Origin of the sequence: Achromobacter sp. Marseille-Q4954 (assembly GCF_943737025.1) — a bacterium.
GTDB classification, from domain to species: domain Bacteria; phylum Pseudomonadota; class Gammaproteobacteria; order Burkholderiales; family Burkholderiaceae_B; genus Achromobacter; species Achromobacter bronchisepticus_A.
The window spans coordinates 3,194,979-3,210,280 of record NZ_CALSFQ010000001.1 but is presented as its reverse complement, the minus strand read 5'-3'; the positions used below and the strand labels follow the sequence as shown (position 1 = coordinate 3,210,280).

At 65.1% G+C, this 15,302-nt stretch carries 15 protein-coding genes; 8 read left to right on the top strand and 7 right to left on the bottom strand.

The annotated features are described in order from the left end of the window. Nucleotides 1-18 precede the first annotated feature (18 nt). From NGK62_RS15065 to NGK62_RS15045, 5 genes are all read left to right on the top strand, one after another. Nucleotides 19-459, top strand: a complete 441-nt coding sequence (locus NGK62_RS15065; protein ID WP_223283277.1) for an acyl-CoA thioesterase — start codon at nt 19-21, stop codon at nt 457-459. Between the two features lie 187 nt (nt 460-646). Next, a complete protein-coding gene (locus NGK62_RS15060) occupies nt 647-1,630 on the top strand; it encodes a Bug family tripartite tricarboxylate transporter substrate binding protein (RefSeq protein ID WP_251878940.1) in 984 nt (327 codons plus the stop codon). A gap of 38 nt (nt 1,631-1,668) precedes the next feature. Then, entirely contained in the window at nt 1,669-2,580 is a 912-nt protein-coding gene (locus NGK62_RS15055) for a fumarylacetoacetate hydrolase family protein (RefSeq protein ID WP_118931513.1), read from the top strand. A 44-nt stretch (nt 2,581-2,624) separates the two neighbouring features. Then, entirely contained in the window at nt 2,625-3,827 is a 1,203-nt protein-coding gene (locus NGK62_RS15050; protein ID WP_251878938.1) for an amino acid aminotransferase, read from the top strand. A 52-nt stretch (nt 3,828-3,879) separates the two neighbouring features. After that, the gene (locus tag NGK62_RS15045; protein ID WP_251878936.1) at nt 3,880-5,211 is read left to right on the top strand and encodes a M20 metallopeptidase family protein; all 1,332 of its coding nucleotides are present in this window, start codon (nt 3,880-3,882) and stop codon (nt 5,209-5,211) included. A 57-nt stretch (nt 5,212-5,268) separates the two neighbouring features. Here NGK62_RS15045 and NGK62_RS15040 read toward each other — a convergent pair whose 3' ends face one another. The 7 genes from NGK62_RS15040 to NGK62_RS15010 all read right to left on the bottom strand — a co-directional run bounded on the left by NGK62_RS15040 (nt 5,269) and on the right by NGK62_RS15010 (nt 12,455). After that, nucleotides 5,269-6,054 carry a crotonase/enoyl-CoA hydratase family protein gene (locus tag NGK62_RS15040; protein WP_251878934.1) on the bottom strand — a complete coding sequence of 262 codons (786 nt, stop codon included), beginning with the start codon at nt 6,052-6,054 and terminating at the stop codon, nt 5,269-5,271. Between the two features lie 24 nt (nt 6,055-6,078). Beyond that, nucleotides 6,079-7,086: an acyl-CoA dehydrogenase family protein gene (locus tag NGK62_RS15035; RefSeq protein WP_251878932.1), complete on the bottom strand. Its 1,008-nt coding sequence runs from the start codon at nt 7,084-7,086 to the stop codon at nt 6,079-6,081. Nucleotides 7,087-7,097: 11 nt separating this feature from the next. After that, a complete protein-coding gene (locus NGK62_RS15030; RefSeq protein WP_251878929.1) occupies nt 7,098-8,261 on the bottom strand; it encodes an acyl-CoA dehydrogenase family protein in 1,164 nt (387 codons plus the stop codon). Further along, entirely contained in the window at nt 8,258-9,505 is a 1,248-nt protein-coding gene (locus NGK62_RS15025; RefSeq protein WP_251878927.1) for a CaiB/BaiF CoA transferase family protein, read from the bottom strand. The genes NGK62_RS15030 and NGK62_RS15025 overlap by 4 nt, the downstream gene beginning before the upstream one ends. Continuing rightward, complete coding sequence (locus tag NGK62_RS15020; RefSeq protein WP_251878925.1) at nt 9,502-10,482, bottom strand: Bug family tripartite tricarboxylate transporter substrate binding protein; 981 nt, start codon at nt 10,480-10,482, stop codon at nt 9,502-9,504. Before NGK62_RS15020 ends, NGK62_RS15025 begins: the two co-directional genes overlap by 4 nt. Before the next feature lie 176 nt (nt 10,483-10,658). After that, nucleotides 10,659-11,642, bottom strand: a complete 984-nt coding sequence (locus NGK62_RS15015) for a Bug family tripartite tricarboxylate transporter substrate binding protein (protein ID WP_251878923.1) — start codon at nt 11,640-11,642, stop codon at nt 10,659-10,661. 27 nt (nt 11,643-11,669) lie between these two features. Beyond that, nucleotides 11,670-12,455: an alpha/beta fold hydrolase gene (locus NGK62_RS15010; protein ID WP_251878921.1), complete on the bottom strand. Its 786-nt coding sequence runs from the start codon at nt 12,453-12,455 to the stop codon at nt 11,670-11,672. 92 nt (nt 12,456-12,547) lie between these two features. On the opposite strand from NGK62_RS15010, the gene NGK62_RS15005 reads away from it, so the two are divergent. The 3 genes from NGK62_RS15005 to NGK62_RS14995 all read left to right on the top strand — a co-directional run bounded on the left by NGK62_RS15005 (nt 12,548) and on the right by NGK62_RS14995 (nt 15,253). Continuing rightward, complete coding sequence (locus NGK62_RS15005) at nt 12,548-13,600, top strand: GlxA family transcriptional regulator (protein WP_251878919.1); 1,053 nt, start codon at nt 12,548-12,550, stop codon at nt 13,598-13,600. Nucleotides 13,601-13,695: 95 nt separating this feature from the next. Continuing rightward, complete coding sequence (locus NGK62_RS15000; RefSeq protein WP_251878917.1) at nt 13,696-14,193, top strand: hypothetical protein; 498 nt, start codon at nt 13,696-13,698, stop codon at nt 14,191-14,193. 97 nt (nt 14,194-14,290) lie between these two features. Beyond that, complete coding sequence (locus NGK62_RS14995) at nt 14,291-15,253, top strand: bifunctional GNAT family N-acetyltransferase/nucleoside diphosphate kinase regulator (protein ID WP_251878916.1); 963 nt, start codon at nt 14,291-14,293, stop codon at nt 15,251-15,253. The last annotated feature ends 49 nt before the right edge of the window (nt 15,254-15,302 follow it).

The following is a 15,302-nucleotide window of genomic DNA, read 5'->3' as shown; positions in this document are numbered from 1 at the left end:
CCTCACGTGCCACGCCTCTTGTTCGAACCCAGAAGCCACTACCCCTTCGCCACCGAGATCCAGATCTATGCCGGCCACATCAACTACGGGGGACACCTCGACCATGCCCAGTTGATCACTCTGGTCTCGGAGGCCAGGGTCAGGTTCATCAACTCGTTGGGCTATCAGGAACAAGACATCGAGGGGCATCATTTCGTCGTGGCGGACCTGGCCCTTCAATACAAGTCAGAAAGTCACCACGGAGAAGTCCTGCGCATCGAAATCGCCCCCGACAACTTCAACCAGTACGGCTTCGATCTGGAATTTCACCTGACGGAAAAGCAGAGCGGGCGCGCGGTCGCCACGGGGAAGGCCGGGCTCGTGTGCATCGACAATGCGACGCGCAAGGTTGCGCCAATCGCCAGTCTTGATGTGGACTGGGGCGCTGGCACCCGCCGCGACCAGCCCGTCTATCCCTAGCCCTGGTCCGTTGGCCGCCGTGGTGGCCATCGCCGAGCGGGACGGCAGACAGGTCGCCGCGGCGCCATTCCTATTTTTATAATTCCTATTGGCTTTCACCCGATGACTAATCTTCATTAGACGGTTTTCACCACGCGCCTACAATCCTCGCCAGGGTCAACTCAAATAAAAAGACCGTGGAGACAAGATGAAGACAGCCGTTCCCGGCGGGGCCTCCGTGATAACCCGACTCAAGTACCTGGCGTTGGCCGGCCTGTTCATGGCCGCCAGCGGCCACGCGCAGCAGCCTGCAAAGCTGGTCGTCGGCCTGCCGGCCGGCGGCTCGTTCGACACCATAGCCAGGATCGTGGCCGAGAAGATTCCCAGTCATCTGGAGCGGCCGGTGGTGGTGGAGAACCGCCCCGGTGCGCAGACGCGCATCGCCATTCAGGCGGTCAAGGGCGCGGCGCCGGATGGCAACAGCCTGCTGGTGGCGCCAGGCGTGGCCATCTTCCTCTACCCGCACCTGTTCCGTCAGCTCGGCTACGACCCTTTCACCGACCTCAAGCCGGTGACGCAGCTGGTGAGCTGGGACATCGTGCTTGCCGTCGCGGCCGACAGTCCCATCACCTCGTTCGAGGGATTCCGGACCTGGGCCAAACAGAATCCGGACCAGACGTTCTACGGCACATCCGGCACCGGCAGCCTGCAGCATTTCCTGGGCGTTTCGCTGGCCAGGCGCCTGGATACGCCGCTGGAGCACATCGCGTTCAAGGGCGGCAAGGATGCCGTCACCGCGCTGCTGGGCGGACACATCAATGCCATCGTGATGGACGCCGGCGAAGTCGTCCCCCTGGCGCAGGCTGGCAAACTGCGCGTTCTGGCGACCTTCAGCGCGCAACGCGAACCGGCGCTGCCGCAAACGCCGACCATGCGCGAACTCGGGCTGGGCGAACTCGAGACCTCGGGCTGGGCCGGACTGTATGCGCCGGCCGGCACCCCTGAGCCGGCCGTCCGCAAGCTGAACACGGCGGTGAACGAGATCCTGGCCCTGCCTGACGTGGCCAAGCGAGTCGCCGAGCTGGGCATGCGGCCAGCCGGCGGCACACCGCAGGCCGTCGATGCGCTCGCGCGGGAGCAGTTCGACCAGTGGCGCGACACGGTGGCCCAGTCCGGCTTCGTCATCGACTGAGCGACGCCTCTCTTTCCCATCTCACCGGATCAATACCCATGTTTGCATTGACCACTCTCGACGTCGCCTCCCGTCCTGTCGCCTGCCTGGAGATCGATGGCAGCCACTATCCCCTTGCCGCTTGCGCGAGGATCCTGGACCTGCCGGCGCTGGACGCGTCCGTCCGGGAACTCTTCGAGGACTGGCCGCGCTCGTTGGCATTGCTGGAGCAGGCGGCCGCCCGCCGCGCGGCGCTCGCCGGTCACGAAGTCGCCGGTCCGGTCCGCCATCTGGCGCCGCTGCAGTATCCAGGCAAGGTGCTGTGCGCGGGGGCCAACTACCATGATCATCTGGCGGAAATGAACGTGCCGAATGCCGCGGACAAATCCGCGCAGCGCCTGTTCTTCTTCTTCAAGCCGCCGCGCCAGGCCGTGGTCGGCGAGGGCGCAACGGTACACATGCCCATCGGTTGCGAACGCCTGGACTGGGAAATCGAACTGGCGCTGGTGATAGGCAAGACCGCCAGGAACCTGCGCCTGGAAGACGCGCTCGACCATGTGGCGGCGTATACGGTGGCCGTGGACATGTCGGCGCGCGATCTCAACAAGGCGCCCGACACCTTCTACAAGCTGGACTGGGTAGCCGGCAAGGCGCATGACACCAGTTGCCCCCTCGGCCCCAGGCTGGTGCCTGCGGCGTTCATCCGCGACCCCATGGATCTGAGATTGACGCTCAGCGTCAACGGCCAGTGCAAGCAAGACGCGCGCACCAGCGGCATGGTCTTCGACATCCGCGAGCAGCTGGTGACCCTGAGCCGCATCATGACGCTGGAGCCCGGCGATCTGGTACTGACAGGTACGCCCGCCGGCGTGGGCGCGCCGCAAGGCACGTTCCTCAATGTCGGCGACGAAATCAGCGCAACGATCGAAGGCATCGGTACGCTGGCGGTGCAGATCCAAGCGCCACGCTGACATCCTGGCCCGCCGCGGCCGCATCTTCCTCATGAGGCAGCTCCATGCAGTCCCTTTTCTCCCCCCTGCCCGCTGCGGCCGGCGATACGATCTTCGCGCTGGTTGAAGCCTTCCAGAACGACCCGGCTCCGCACAAGGTGAGCCTCAGCATCGGCACCTACTTTGCCGAGGATGGCACCATCCCCGTGATGCGCGCCGTGCGCCAGGCGCGCGACATGCTCGTGCAGGCGGACAAGCCGCATCCGTACCTGCCCATTCCCGGATCGGCGCCGTACCGCAACGCCGCCAGAGAACTGGTCCTGGGCGCCGATGGCCCTGAACCTGAGCGCGTGGTGACGGCCCAAAGCGTCGGCGGCACCGGCGCCTTGAAGCTGGGCGCGGACTTGCTGCGCCAAATCCGCCCCGACGCGACGGTCTGGGTCAGCGATCCGACCTGGGAGAACCATGCCCAGATCTTTCGCCAGGCAGGCTTCACGGTGCATGAGTACCCTTACTACGACGCCGAAACTGCCACCGTGCGCTTCGCGCAGATGCATGACGCGTTGCAGGCACTGCCGGCCGGGTCCATCGTCGTGCTGCACGCCAGCTGCCACAACCCAACGGGCGTGGACCTGTCCGCGGATCAGTGGGAGGCACTGACCGAACTGTTTGCGCGCCAAGGCCTGATTCCCTTTTTCGACCTGGCGTACCAGGGGTTTGGACTAGGCCTGGACGCAGACGCCGAACCAATCCGTGCAATGGCGCGTGCTGGCGTGGAATGTCTGGTCGCCAGCTCCTTCTCGAAGAACTTTTCCCTGTACGGCGAACGCTGCGGCGCCCTGAATATCGTGTGTCGCGACAAAGCCGCCGCGGACCGCGCGCTGGGCCAGCTCAAGTTGCTGATACGCGGCAACTATTCCACGCCTCCTACGTTTGGCGCTGCCTTGGTCGCCGCCGTTCTGAGCGATCGCGCGTTGCGGCAGGTCTGGACCGAAGAACTGGAGCAGATGCGGACACGGCTCGTCAGCCTGCGCACCCGCCTGTCCGGCGCGCTGACGCAACTGACCGGCGCGCCCGAAACCTGGGACTACATCGAGCGGCAGCAAGGACTGTTCAGCTACATGCGGCTGAGCCCCCAGCAGGTCGAATCGCTGCGGCGCGAACATGCCGTGTATCTGCTGAAATCCGGCAGACTCTGCGTGGCCGGCCTGACCGACGGCAACATCGACTACGTCGCAGGCGCCATCGCGGCCTGCGCCCGGCGCTGAAAATTTCTCCCTGGCCCGCAGATCCGAGGCGACCCACTGATTGGAGCAAGGCATGCCCCTCCTCAACCGGCTTATGGCCGCGAGTTCCGGATTGATGCTGGGTCTGACCCTGGCTCCGTCCACGCCCGTGGCCGCCTCCGGCGCCGGCCTGCTGCAGGAAGCCCTGCAACGGGCGGACCAGACCGAACCTGAAGTGATCGCATGGAGACGCCACATACACCAGCATCCGGAGCTGTCGTACCAGGAGACGGAAACGGCGAAATATATCGCCGACGCCCTGCGCGCGATGCCGGGCATGACCGTCGAGACCGGCGTGGCGCGTACCGGCATCAAGGCTGTGCTCAAGGGCGGCAAGCCGGGGCCTGTAGTGGCATTGCGCGCCGACATGGACGCCCTGCCCGTCGAGGAACGCAATGACCTGCCGTTCCGCTCGCAGGCCAAGGCCGTCTGGCGCGGAGAGCAGGTATCGGTTTCCCACGCCTGCGGCCACGACACTCATGTCGCCATGCTGCTGGGCGCGGCCAAGGCCTTGTCGGCGATGCGGGAGGAACTGCCCGGCACGATCGTCTTCCTGTTCCAGCCCGCGGAAGAATGGGGACCCGACAAGGAACCCAGCGGCGCCAGGGCCATGATCGCGCAGGGCGTGCTGGAGAATCCCAAAGTGGACGTGGTCTTCGGCCAGCACATCGGCGCCGGCGCGCCCTCCGGCACCATCGCCTATCGCGCCGGCCCCACCATGGCCAGCGGCGACCGCTTCGAGATCTCGCTGCACGGCAAAGGCGGACACGGCGGCCGCCCATGGACCGCCAATCCCGCGCTCGTACCCGCGGCCGAACTGACATTGGCGTTGCAGGGCATCACCAGCAGCAAGGTGGATCAGTCTGACGGCGTGACCGTGCTGTCCATCGGCATGTTGCAAAGTGGCCGGCGCGCAAACATCCTGCCCGAAAGCGCCGAACTGGCAGGCACGGTACGCTCGCTATCGTCGCACAACCAACGCATCGTCCACGAGGCCATCCGCGCACGCGCCGAGCATATTGCGCAGGCCTACGGCCTGAGCTCCAAGGTGAACATCTACACCGGCTACGAGGTCGTCGACAACGATAAATCCCTGACCGGCAACCTGATACCAGCATGGCAGGCAGCGGCCGGCGCCGGCAAGACGGTTGAAATGCCGGCGCCGTCCACCGGCAGCGAGGACTTCGGCGCCTATGGCGTCAGTGGCAAGGTGCCCTCGGTCTTCTGGTTCATCAATGCCTCGCCGTTCGGCGACAAGAGCGGCGCGCCCAACCATTCGCCGGAGTTCGCCATCGACGAGAGCGCGCTGCGCGTGGGCGTGCGCGCGCTGGTGGCTTCCGCGCTGACGTATATGGACAAGCAGTAGGCAGCGAGGATCGGATCCGACGCTGCCGACGCGCCAACGCATCGGCAGCGCCGCCCTTCAGAACTTCGGCGCGCGCTTCTCGATGAATGCGGTGACCGCCTCGCGGTGTTCGGCGGTCTTGTGGGCCAGGGCCTGGTAACTGGCCGACAGCTCCAGCAAGGACGCCAGGCTGCTGTGCTGGCCTTCGCGCAGCAGGCGCTTGGTCATGCGCATGACGCCGCCGGGATTGGCGGCGATCTTCGCGGCCAGCGTCCTGGCGGCGGGCAGCAGATCGGCGGCTGGAACCACCCGGCTGACCAGGCCCCAGGCCAGCGCATCCTGCGCGCTGATGGCCTCGCCCGTGTAAGCCATTTCGCTGGCGCGGGCCATGCCCACCGCGCGCGGCAGCAGCCAGGCGCCGCCGTCGCCGGGCACGATGCCCACGCGCACGAAGCTCTCGGCAAACGTGGCCGTGTCGGCCGCGATGCGGATGTCGCACATGCAGGCGATGTCCAGGCCGGCGCCGATGGCCGGGCCATTGACCGCGCAGATGACGGGCACGTCCAGGCCATGCAGCGCAAGCGGAATACGCTGGATGCCCTGCCGGTACTCCTCGCAGATGCGCTCGGGAGTCAGCGCATCGTCGAAAAAGCGGCGCATGTCCTTGACGTTGCCGCCCGAGCTGAAGATCGGCCCGGCGGCGGTCAGGATCAGCACCTTCACGCCGGCGTCCTGGCGGATGTCCGCGCACAACTGCACGATCTCTTCGATGGCGGTGTTGCCGGTCAGCGCATTGCGTGTCTCCGGCTGATTCATGGTGGCGACGACAATGCCGCCGTCGCGCTCTATTTGCAGAAAAGCCATGCAAGTGTCTCCTGAAAGCCAGGCTTACGCCGGGACGTCGGTAATCGTGCGCACCAGGTCCAGGGTTGGCCCTGCGTGCGCGAACAGCGCCTCGCCCGCCACGTCCTGCCAGTAGGCCTCGCTGCCCGCGGTCTGACGCCAGGCATGCAAGCGGCGCGTGTAGAGTTGCAGGTCGTATTCTTCCGTGAAGCCGATCGCGCCATGTACGGCGTGCGCAAGCTCGGACACCACCAGCGCCGCCTCGCTGCAGCGCGCCTTGGCGACCGCCACCCGCAGCCGGTCCGGCGCCACGCCGTCGGCATGGCAGCCGAGCTGCGCCGCCATGCGGGCAGCGCAGACGTGTTCGCTCATGACGGCCAGCTGATGCTGGATGGCCTGGAACTTGCCGATGGGCCGGCCGAACTGCTGGCGCTCGTTGGCGTACTGCAGGGTGCGCTCCAGCACGCTGCCCAGCGCGCCCGCCATCTGCGGCGCGACCACGCTGGCCTGCACGGTGCGCACGTCGATAGCCGCATCCATCGGCGCCTGCGGCGCCGTCGCGACCTGCGCCGGCGTCCAGCGCATGGCGGCGTCCAATGCCAGCGCCTGCGGCTCCCTGTGCGCCTGCGCGGCGTCCAGCAGGCGCCAGACGTGGCCCGTCTGCACCAGCACGCTGTCAGCCACCGCGCCGCCGCGCACCAGCGCGCAATGCCAGGCGCCATCCGCTTGTTGCACGCCGCGCGCCAGGGCGATGCTGCCCGCCGGCCGCTGCCCCGCAGGTAGCAAGGCGCGCGCAATCATGGTCTCGCCCAGCAGCAGGGGCAACGCGTGGGCGCCGCATTGCTCCAGCACGCCGAATACCTGCTCCAGGCTCAGCCCGGAGCCGCCCTCGTCCTCGCCGACCAGCGCATCGGCCAGGCCGGTCTCCTCCAGCTGTCGCCAGATCCTGCCGGCGGAGTCGCCGCCCGCTTCGATATCGCGCACCGCCTGCGGCGTGCAATGGTCCGCCAGCACCTGGCGCGCGGCATCGGCGTACAGATCGTTGTCGCTCATGTCATGCTCCTTCAACGCAGGCCCAGACCGCGCGCGATCATGCCGCGCAGAATCTCGCGAGTGCCGCCCCGCAGGGAAAACGAAGGCGAAGCCTCCGTCACGTATTTCAAGGTCATCAGCAATTCCACCGGAATGTCCTCGGCCTCGCGCGAATACAGGTCTTCCGCTATCCAGGCAGGGATCATCTGTTCCAGCGTGGTGCCCAGCTCCTTGACCAGCGCCGCCTCCACGATGGGGCTGGCGCCGCGCGTCAGCTTCTCCTGCACCGATACCGACATGGCCCGCAGCGGCGTCAGTTGGCCCAGCACCTTGCCGGCCAGCCGCTGGGCCGAGGGCGTGCGATTGGCCGGCAGGCGCGCATAGTCCAGCCATTGATCGAACAGCACGATGCTGGAATACAGCCGTTCCGGACCGCTGCGTTCGAACGCCAGTTCGGCGGTGACCTGTTCCCAGCCCTGCCCTTCGTCGCCCACCAACGCATCGGCGTCCAGCTGCACGTTGTCGAAGAACACTTCGCAGAAGTGGCTGTCGCCCGACAGGTCCTCGATCGGCCGCACCGTCACGCCGGGCAGGGACAGGTCGACGATCACCTGCGACAGGCCCTTGTGGCGATCCTCCGGTCCGCCCGAGGTGCGCACCAGCGCAATCATGTATTGGCAGTGATGGGCATTGGTGGTCCAGATCTTCTGGCCGTTGAGCAACCAGCCGCGGTCGTTTGGCACCGCGCGCGTGCGCACGCTGGCCAGGTCCGAGCCCGAGTTGGGTTCGCTCATGCCGATGCAGAAGAACGACTCGCCGCGGCAGATGCGGGGAACGTGGAAGCGCTTCTGCGCTTCCGTGCCGTACTTGAGGATGAGCGGCGCGCTCTGCCGGTCGGCAATCCAGTGCGACCCGACCGGCGCGCCGGCATTAAGGAATTCTTCCACCAACACATAACGCGCGAATGCGCTGCGTCCGCCGCCGCCATACTCGCGCGGCAGGGTCAGGCCGATCCAGCCGCGTTCGCCCACGCGGCGGCTGAACGCGGTGTCGTAGCCGCCCCAGGAACGCGCCCGGACATGCGCCGGCATGTCGCGCACCGCTTCCTGCAGGAAGGCGCGGACGGCGGGGCGCAGGGCCTCGTCTTCGGGAGGAATGCGCGTCAGCGGCAACGCCAGTGAATTCAGACTGCTCATCCCAGGACTCCATTGATTCGATGCGTGTGCAGGGTATCCGCGCTCAGGCCCAGCAGGCGGGCCAGGACGGCGTCGGTATGTTGGCCCAGCTGCGGCGGCGCGTGGCGGTAGCTGACCGGCGTATCCGACAGGCGGATGGGGCTGGCGACCAGCGGCACTTCGCCCGCCTGCGGGTGCTGCATGCTCATGCGCAGGCCGCGCGCCTGGACCTGCGGATCCTCGAACACGTCCGCGACGGTGTTGATGGGTCCGCAAGGCACGCCGTGCTGCTCCAGCAGCGCCACCCAGTCGCGCGTGCTGCGGGTGACTGTGATGGCGCGCAAGCCATCGATCAGTTCGTCGCGATGAGCGATCCGCGCCGCATTGCGCGCAAAGCGCTCGTCCTCGGCCCATTGCGGCCGCTCTATGGCGGCGCACAGCCGGGCGAATTGCCCATCGTTGCCGACAGCCAGGATCATGTGTCCGTCCGCAGTCGGAAAGTCCTGATACGGCAGCGTATTCGGATGCGCGTTGCCCATGCGGCGCGGCGTTTGCTGGCCATACAGATAGTTCATCGCCTGATTGCCCAGACAGGCAACGCCCACGTCCAGCAAGGCCAGATCGATATGCTGGCCGCGCCCGGTGTGCGCGCGCGCCTGCAACGCGGCCAGGATGGCGGTGCTGGCATACAGCCCCGTCAGAATGTCGGTCAGCGCCACGCCCACTTTCATGGGACCGCCTCCGGGCGTGCCATCGGGGTGGCCCGTGATGCTCATCAGGCCGCCCATGCCCTGGATCAGGAAGTCGTAGCCGGCCCGGTGCGCATACGGGCCATCCTGGCCAAAGCCGGTGACCGAGCAGTACACCAGCCTGGGATTCAGCTCGCTCAGCGAGGCATAGTCCAGGCCGTATTGCGCAAGCCCGCCGGTCTTGAAGTTCTCGATCAACACGTCGCATTGCTGCGCCAGCTGCCGCACCAGTTCCTGCCCCTCGGGCTTGGTGAAATCGATGCTGACCGACTGCTTGTTGCGGTTGGCGCACATGTAGTAGGCGGACTCGCCCGTGGGCTGCCCCGCCGGATCGGTCACGTAAGGCGGCCCCCAGGCGCGGGTATCGTCACCCGTACCCGGCCGCTCCACCTTGATCACTTCCGCGCCCAGGTCGCCCAGCGTCTGGGCAGCCCAGGGGCCGGCCAGCACGCGCGACAGATCGAGCACCTTCACATTCTGCAGGGCTTGCGACGTCATGCTCGCCTCTTCCTTCATTGTTGGGGAACGTTCGCCTTCTTGACGATGCGCTGCCACAGCGCGATTTCCTTCTGCTGGAATTCGCGCATCTGCGCGGGACCGCCCGTCATCGGCGTGGCGCCCAGGCGTTCATAGAAGGCACGGGTTTCGGGCATTTTGGATATGCGCGTGAACAGCTCGGCCAGGCGCCCGGTCTGTTCAGCCGGGGTCTTGGCGCTGACCATCGCGCCAACCCAGGTATAGGCTTCGAATCCTGGCAGGCCGGCCTCGATCGCGGTCGGCACGTCGGGCGAAGTCCCGACACGCTGGTCCGACGCCACCGCCACCACCTTCACGCGGCCGTCCTTGGCCAGTTCCTGCACCGCTGTCACCTCGGCGAACGTGTAGTCCACCGTGCCCCCGGCCACAGCCATGATGGCGTCGCCGGCGCCCTTGAACGGCACATGTACCGTCTTCAGGCCGGCGCTGTCGTTCAGTAATTCGCCCATCAGCTGATAGCCAGCCGAACCGGCGCCGAAGTTCACCTTGCCGGGATTAGCCTGGGCGTAGGCGATCAGATCCTTCAGGGTACCGTACGGCGCCTGCGGACTGACGGCCAGCATGGCGGGCGAACGCATCATCATGGTCAGCGGCGCGAAATCCTTGACCGGGTCGTACGGCAGCGCCTTGAACAACGCCGCATTGACCGCCAGCGTCGAATTGCTGCCGATGAACACCGTGTAGCCATCCGCCGGCGCCGACAGCACGTTCTTCACCGCGATGAAGCCATTGGCGCCCGGCTTGTTCTCCACCACCACCGGCTGTCCGGTCAGCTCCTGCAGCTGTCGGGCGAAATAGCGGGCCGACGTATCGGTGCCGCTGCCCGGGCCGAACGGCACGACGAACTTGATCGGCCGGGACGGGAAGGTCTCGGCGTGCGCGACGGGCTGATGGCCGGCGGCGCCGAGCAAGGCCACGGCCAACATGGCCGTCAGCATTTGTCTGCGGTGCTGCATGGAAGTCTCCTTTGCGTGGATGGCCGGCCGCTCTAGGCGGCGGTCCTGGCCGTATGGTCCAGCGGATGACTTTAGGCGTGCTTCGCAGGGCTGTCTAATATTAAGAATTTGAGAATTGATATCGAATGAATATCAGGGTCCACCGATATCCACCCGCCATCAAATAAGCCCGCTGATCAATGCGCCGCCACGCCCAACTCCTTGATCAGCCCCGGCACAACCGAATACTCCTCCCGATACTCCTTCAGGAACTCCTCTGGCGTATTGCCCACGGCGTCGAAGCCGATGTTCTCCAGATACTTGCCGAACTCTGGATCCCTCACCACCTGCTGGGCCGCCGCCGCTAGCTTCTGCACAACGTCCGCAGGCATGCCGGCAGGGCCGCTCAGGCCGACCCAGGCCTTGTTCTTGAATATGAAGGCGTCGTATCCCGCTTCGGCGAAGGTCTGGACCTCAGGCAGCAGCGCCGAACGCCTGTCGCCGATGACGGCGATGGCCTTGACCTTGCCGTCCGCGATCATGGGCGCCGCAATGCTGGTGGACGTGAAGGTAAACGCCAGTTGTCCGCCCAGCAGATCGGTCATCGCCGGCGGCGAGCCCTTGTAGGGGACTTCGATGAACTTCACCGTAGACTGCCTGGCCAGGCTTTCCATGATCAGTTGCGGGTATGAGCCCGGGCCATATGACCCATAGGCCAGAGGGACCTGCGCCGCCTGGGCCTCCTTGACCGCCCCGGCCAGGTCGCCGGCCGGCATGGACTTGTTCGCGATGAGCACAGGACCTGATGCGGCAATCTTGCTGATCAACGTGAAGTCGCGCTGCGGGTCATAAGGCACCGTCATGGTCACGACCGAAGAAATGAGCGCGTCGCCCACGCTCAGCATCAAGGTGTAGCCGTCGGGCTTGGCCCGCGCGACTTCCGTAGCGCCGATGGTGCTACCGGCGCCGGGTTTGTTTTCTATCACGATGGACGCGCCGAGCCGCGCGGACATGAGTTCGCCCAGCTTGCGTCCGATGGCGTCGATAGGCGCGCCGGCCGGCGAGGGAACGATCCAGCGGATGGGCCGGTTCGGATAACCGGTTTGCGCCATGGCGGCGACGCTGGCCAGCGCCATGACGCCAGCCAGCCCCAATCCCAGTGTTTTTTTGATGGCAGCCATGTTGTCTCCTTCTTGCAGGATCAGGAACTAGTTGTGTGCGTCCAGGAACTCGAGCAGCACGCGATTGAATTCGTGCGGCGTTTCGAAATAAGGAGAGTGGCCTGAGTCTTCAAAGGTGTATTTGCTGCTGCCAGGCAACAGCTTCGCGACCAGATGGTGGCTTTCCGGAGTCAGGAAATCGTCGTGGCTGCCGCCGGTCATCAAAGTGGGTACGCGGTAGCCCTCGAACTCGGCGGGATGGATCTTGACGTCGTCGGCCTGCATGGTCAGCGCCAGGAAACCCTTGGGGTTGAGCGCCTTGATGCAGCCGTACAGGTGCAGCATCTCGGGCCGGGCCTCGACGTTCTTGCGGTTCCAGCCGATGCTCTTGCTGCGCAGGTCGTGGCGGCCGTCGTCAAAGGTCTTGCCGGCCTTGCGCAGGATTTCCCAGGTCTCGGGCGAATAGGCCGGCGTCGGCGAACCGCTGATGAACAGCGCCTGGACGCGCCCTGGGTGCTGCACGGCCAGCGGCAGGCCGGCCCATGCGCCCAGCGACTGGCACACTAGGTTCACGTTGCTTATGCCTTCCTGGTCCAGTATGGCCAGCACGTCTGCGGGGTAATGCCGCGGATGGTTACGTTCCGGCGCGCAGGGAGAGTTCTTGAAACCCCTCAAGTCCATCACGATGACCTTGTACTCCCGGGCGAAACATGGCACCTGCTGATACCAGCAGATGGTGTTGCCGCCGCCGCCATGGATGAACAGGACGGGTGCGCCCTCGCCATAGGTTTCGTAGTAGATGCGGGTGTCGTCGGACGCGGTTGCATAGGGCACGGATAAGCTCCTTGGAGGACGCGGTTGATCTAATATTTGCGTGTTGATTTTGTTCGATCCTCCGCGGAAAGACCGCGCTCCAAACAGACATCATGGGTGCCGCTCCAGACAACTACCCTCTGCATGTGGAACTGCTGCTGCCAGCCGGCAGATTGAACGGCCCCATCCATGCCGCAATCGATACGTTCCGCACCGCCAACGGCATTGCCCGCAGCCGCAGCGGGCAAGCGAGCAGCCATGTGGTGACGTGGCGCTGCGCGGAAGTGGACCTATCGGCGGAAGCGGAACACCTATGCTTCATGCCGCCGGGCGCGCCGGACTCGGCGATGGAGCGCGCCATCTTCGTGCCGCCCCTGGAAACGGTCTCGGTGCCGCAGCTGCGCGCCAGCGTGGCAAGCAACGAAGCCGTGCTGCACGAAATCCGTAGCGCCGTGGCGGACAAACGCTACGTCTGCGCGGTCGGCACCGGCGTCTGGCTGGTTGCGGCGGCAGGCGTACTGGACAAGATGCAGACGCCGGTGCAATGGGCGTACCAGTCCGGCTTCGCGCGGACCCATCCGGACCTGGCCATCGCCAACGATCCGATTGTCTGGGCCAGCGAGCGCATCCTGCTGGCCGGAACGCCTTCATTGGCCTATGACTGCGTGCTTGAACTGATGGACCGCACGGGCATCGCCGGACTGGCCGGCGCATCGCGCGACAAGCTCGTCTTCGATCCCACGCGGCAGATCATCGCGTCGACGCTGCCCATAGAGAAGGTCAGCGGCCTCACCCGGGACAGCCCGCTCTATCGCGCCGTGCAGTGGTTGTTGGCGCATGCGCAGGAAGCCGTGACGATAGGCGACGCCGCGCAACATGCGGCGGTCAGTGAAAGAACCTTGGCACGCCTTTTCCGGACGCATTTGGCGATCACGCCGCATGAATTCCTCACCGATATACGGATGAGAAAGAGCCAGATGTGGCTGGAAGTGACGCTGCGTTCGGTGGAGGACATAGCCAATGACTGCGGCTATCTGGACGTCGCAGCCTTTCGCCGCGCCTTCAAGCGCAAGTTCGGCGTAACGCCGGCGGATTACCGGCGCGAATACACGCAGCGGGGACCGCGGGCGCGGTGGAAGATGGAGCAGTATGGAAGCGAGGCCTAGAGACTGGCTGCCGAGAACGCCAGGAGTATTCATGGAATACTCAGGGAACTTCAAGCGCGATGGGAATTACTGCAGTGGCTAGTCACAAACTGCGTATGCTGTTCGGCGCGGCAGCTTCGATCGTCTTTGCCTGGTACTGCTTCCACGGATTGTCGTGGCTTGCACGCGGTGTCGGAATCATTCCGATCGCGCACTACGATCCGCCGGTAGACCAATGGATTCTGATCGGTGACCCGATGCTTCAAAGCTGGCACAAGGTCCGCGTGTCCGAGGACTTGACGCTTGCTGGCATCGCACTCATTTTCCTGACCCTGGTGCTGTCCTATTACGTCGCACGCGTGGCCTATCACCTCAGTTTCGCGAAGGTCTTTACCCGCCACGACCGTTGGTTCGTCGCGGGATGGATGATCGGCGCACCATTGATGGCCGCGCTGGGGCACATGCTCGTCCTCCTGGTGTTCGAACATTCCTGGGCGCATCGATGGCCCATGCTTGCTGGCGCGGCCGTGCTGATCGCTTTTGCCGTGTCGGCAAAACTGTTCGCGGATTACTGGCGGTGGATCATGCGCAGGCGCAGGGTTCATGCGATCTGACACGCCCCTGCGGCCTTGCAAGCGACGCCCGTTCCCGGCCTGCCCAGCATCCATCCGCATTCCGTCCTAAAATGCCGGGTTTGCCGAAAGAACCGTCATGGCCATCGCCATGAAGGGCTTTCATCCTTTACGAATGAGTGTGGTGAAGATGAACAAGCCTTTCATTTCGCTGTGCCCGGAAATTACCCGGACGCACGCGCTGACGCTGATGGATTGGTTGGAAGACGAGCGCGTCACCTGCTATCTGAGCGATTCGCGCAATGTCTCCCGCTTCATCGAGCAAGCCATCGATCGGACGCAACTGCCGATCCTGACCCATCTGTTCAACCAGGGCGGCCGCTTCTTCATGGCCTATGACAGGCGCGACGTCCCGGTGGGCTTCGTGCGCCTGGTCAAGACCGGCCCCGACTGCGAAATCGTCCTGGTGATCGGAGACTGCGACAACTGGGGCCGGAACCTGGGGGCAAGCACGATCCGCGAAGGCATGAAGCTGGCCTTCCTCGACATGCGGGCCGAAAAGCTCATCGCCAAGATCCACCCGGACAACGCACGCTCGCTGAAGACCTTTCTGCGCAGCGGCTTTCTGCTTGAGACCGAAACGCCGACACTGAAGTCGTTTTCCATGACCGCGGGGCGCTATCTCCGGCTGTTGCGCGAAGGCGTCGTTGTCGACTCCACGGATATCTACGTCACTGAGATCGACAAGGCACGGCTCAAGGAGCTGATCGAACTCGAGCAAGGCCCGGCTGTTGTCGAACTCGAGCACGAGCTTGAACGAGCCATCGTCGTCGCGCCGCAGCAGGTGGCACGGAATGTCGTCACGATGAACTCCAGGGCCTTGCTGCAGCTGGACGACGAAGAAATGGAAGTTGCCCTGGTCTACCCGGAAGACGCCGACAGCAGCGCCGGTAAGTTCTCCGTGTGTTCCGACGTCGGCGCCGCCATCCTGGGCTATCAGGAAGGGGACGCCATCGACTGGCGGATTTCAGACCGGACTCGCCGGATCGGGATCAGGAAAGTGCTGTACCAGCCGGAAGCCGCGGGCGATTTCCATCTGTAGTTCGTCCAGCCTGGAAGGGTGTGACAGAGCCTGCCGTTCCGTCACCGCC

Coding starts and splice junctions, on each gene's coding strand:
- NGK62_RS15035 (WP_251878932.1), bottom strand. CDS start 7,086: ATGAGCGACAACGATCTGTACGCCGATGCCGCGCGCCAGGTGCTGGCG.
- NGK62_RS15020 (WP_251878925.1), bottom strand. CDS start 10,482: ATGCAGCACCGCAGACAAATGCTGACGGCCATGTTGGCCGTGGCCTTG.
- NGK62_RS15040 (WP_251878934.1), bottom strand. CDS start 6,054: ATGGCTTTTCTGCAAATAGAGCGCGACGGCGGCATTGTCGTCGCCACC.
- NGK62_RS15025 (WP_251878927.1), bottom strand. CDS start 9,505: ATGAAGGAAGAGGCGAGCATGACGTCGCAAGCCCTGCAGAATGTGAAG.
- NGK62_RS15045 (WP_251878936.1), top strand. CDS start 3,880: ATGCCCCTCCTCAACCGGCTTATGGCCGCGAGTTCCGGATTGATGCTG.
- NGK62_RS15000 (WP_251878917.1), top strand. CDS start 13,696: ATGCTGTTCGGCGCGGCAGCTTCGATCGTCTTTGCCTGGTACTGCTTC.
- NGK62_RS15005 (WP_251878919.1), top strand. CDS start 12,548: ATGGGTGCCGCTCCAGACAACTACCCTCTGCATGTGGAACTGCTGCTG.
- NGK62_RS15030 (WP_251878929.1), bottom strand. CDS start 8,261: ATGAGCAGTCTGAATTCACTGGCGTTGCCGCTGACGCGCATTCCTCCC.
- NGK62_RS15055 (WP_118931513.1), top strand. CDS start 1,669: ATGTTTGCATTGACCACTCTCGACGTCGCCTCCCGTCCTGTCGCCTGC.
- NGK62_RS14995 (WP_251878916.1), top strand. CDS start 14,291: ATGGCCATCGCCATGAAGGGCTTTCATCCTTTACGAATGAGTGTGGTG.
- NGK62_RS15060 (WP_251878940.1), top strand. CDS start 647: ATGAAGACAGCCGTTCCCGGCGGGGCCTCCGTGATAACCCGACTCAAG.
- NGK62_RS15050 (WP_251878938.1), top strand. CDS start 2,625: ATGCAGTCCCTTTTCTCCCCCCTGCCCGCTGCGGCCGGCGATACGATC.
- NGK62_RS15015 (WP_251878923.1), bottom strand. CDS start 11,642: ATGGCTGCCATCAAAAAAACACTGGGATTGGGGCTGGCTGGCGTCATG.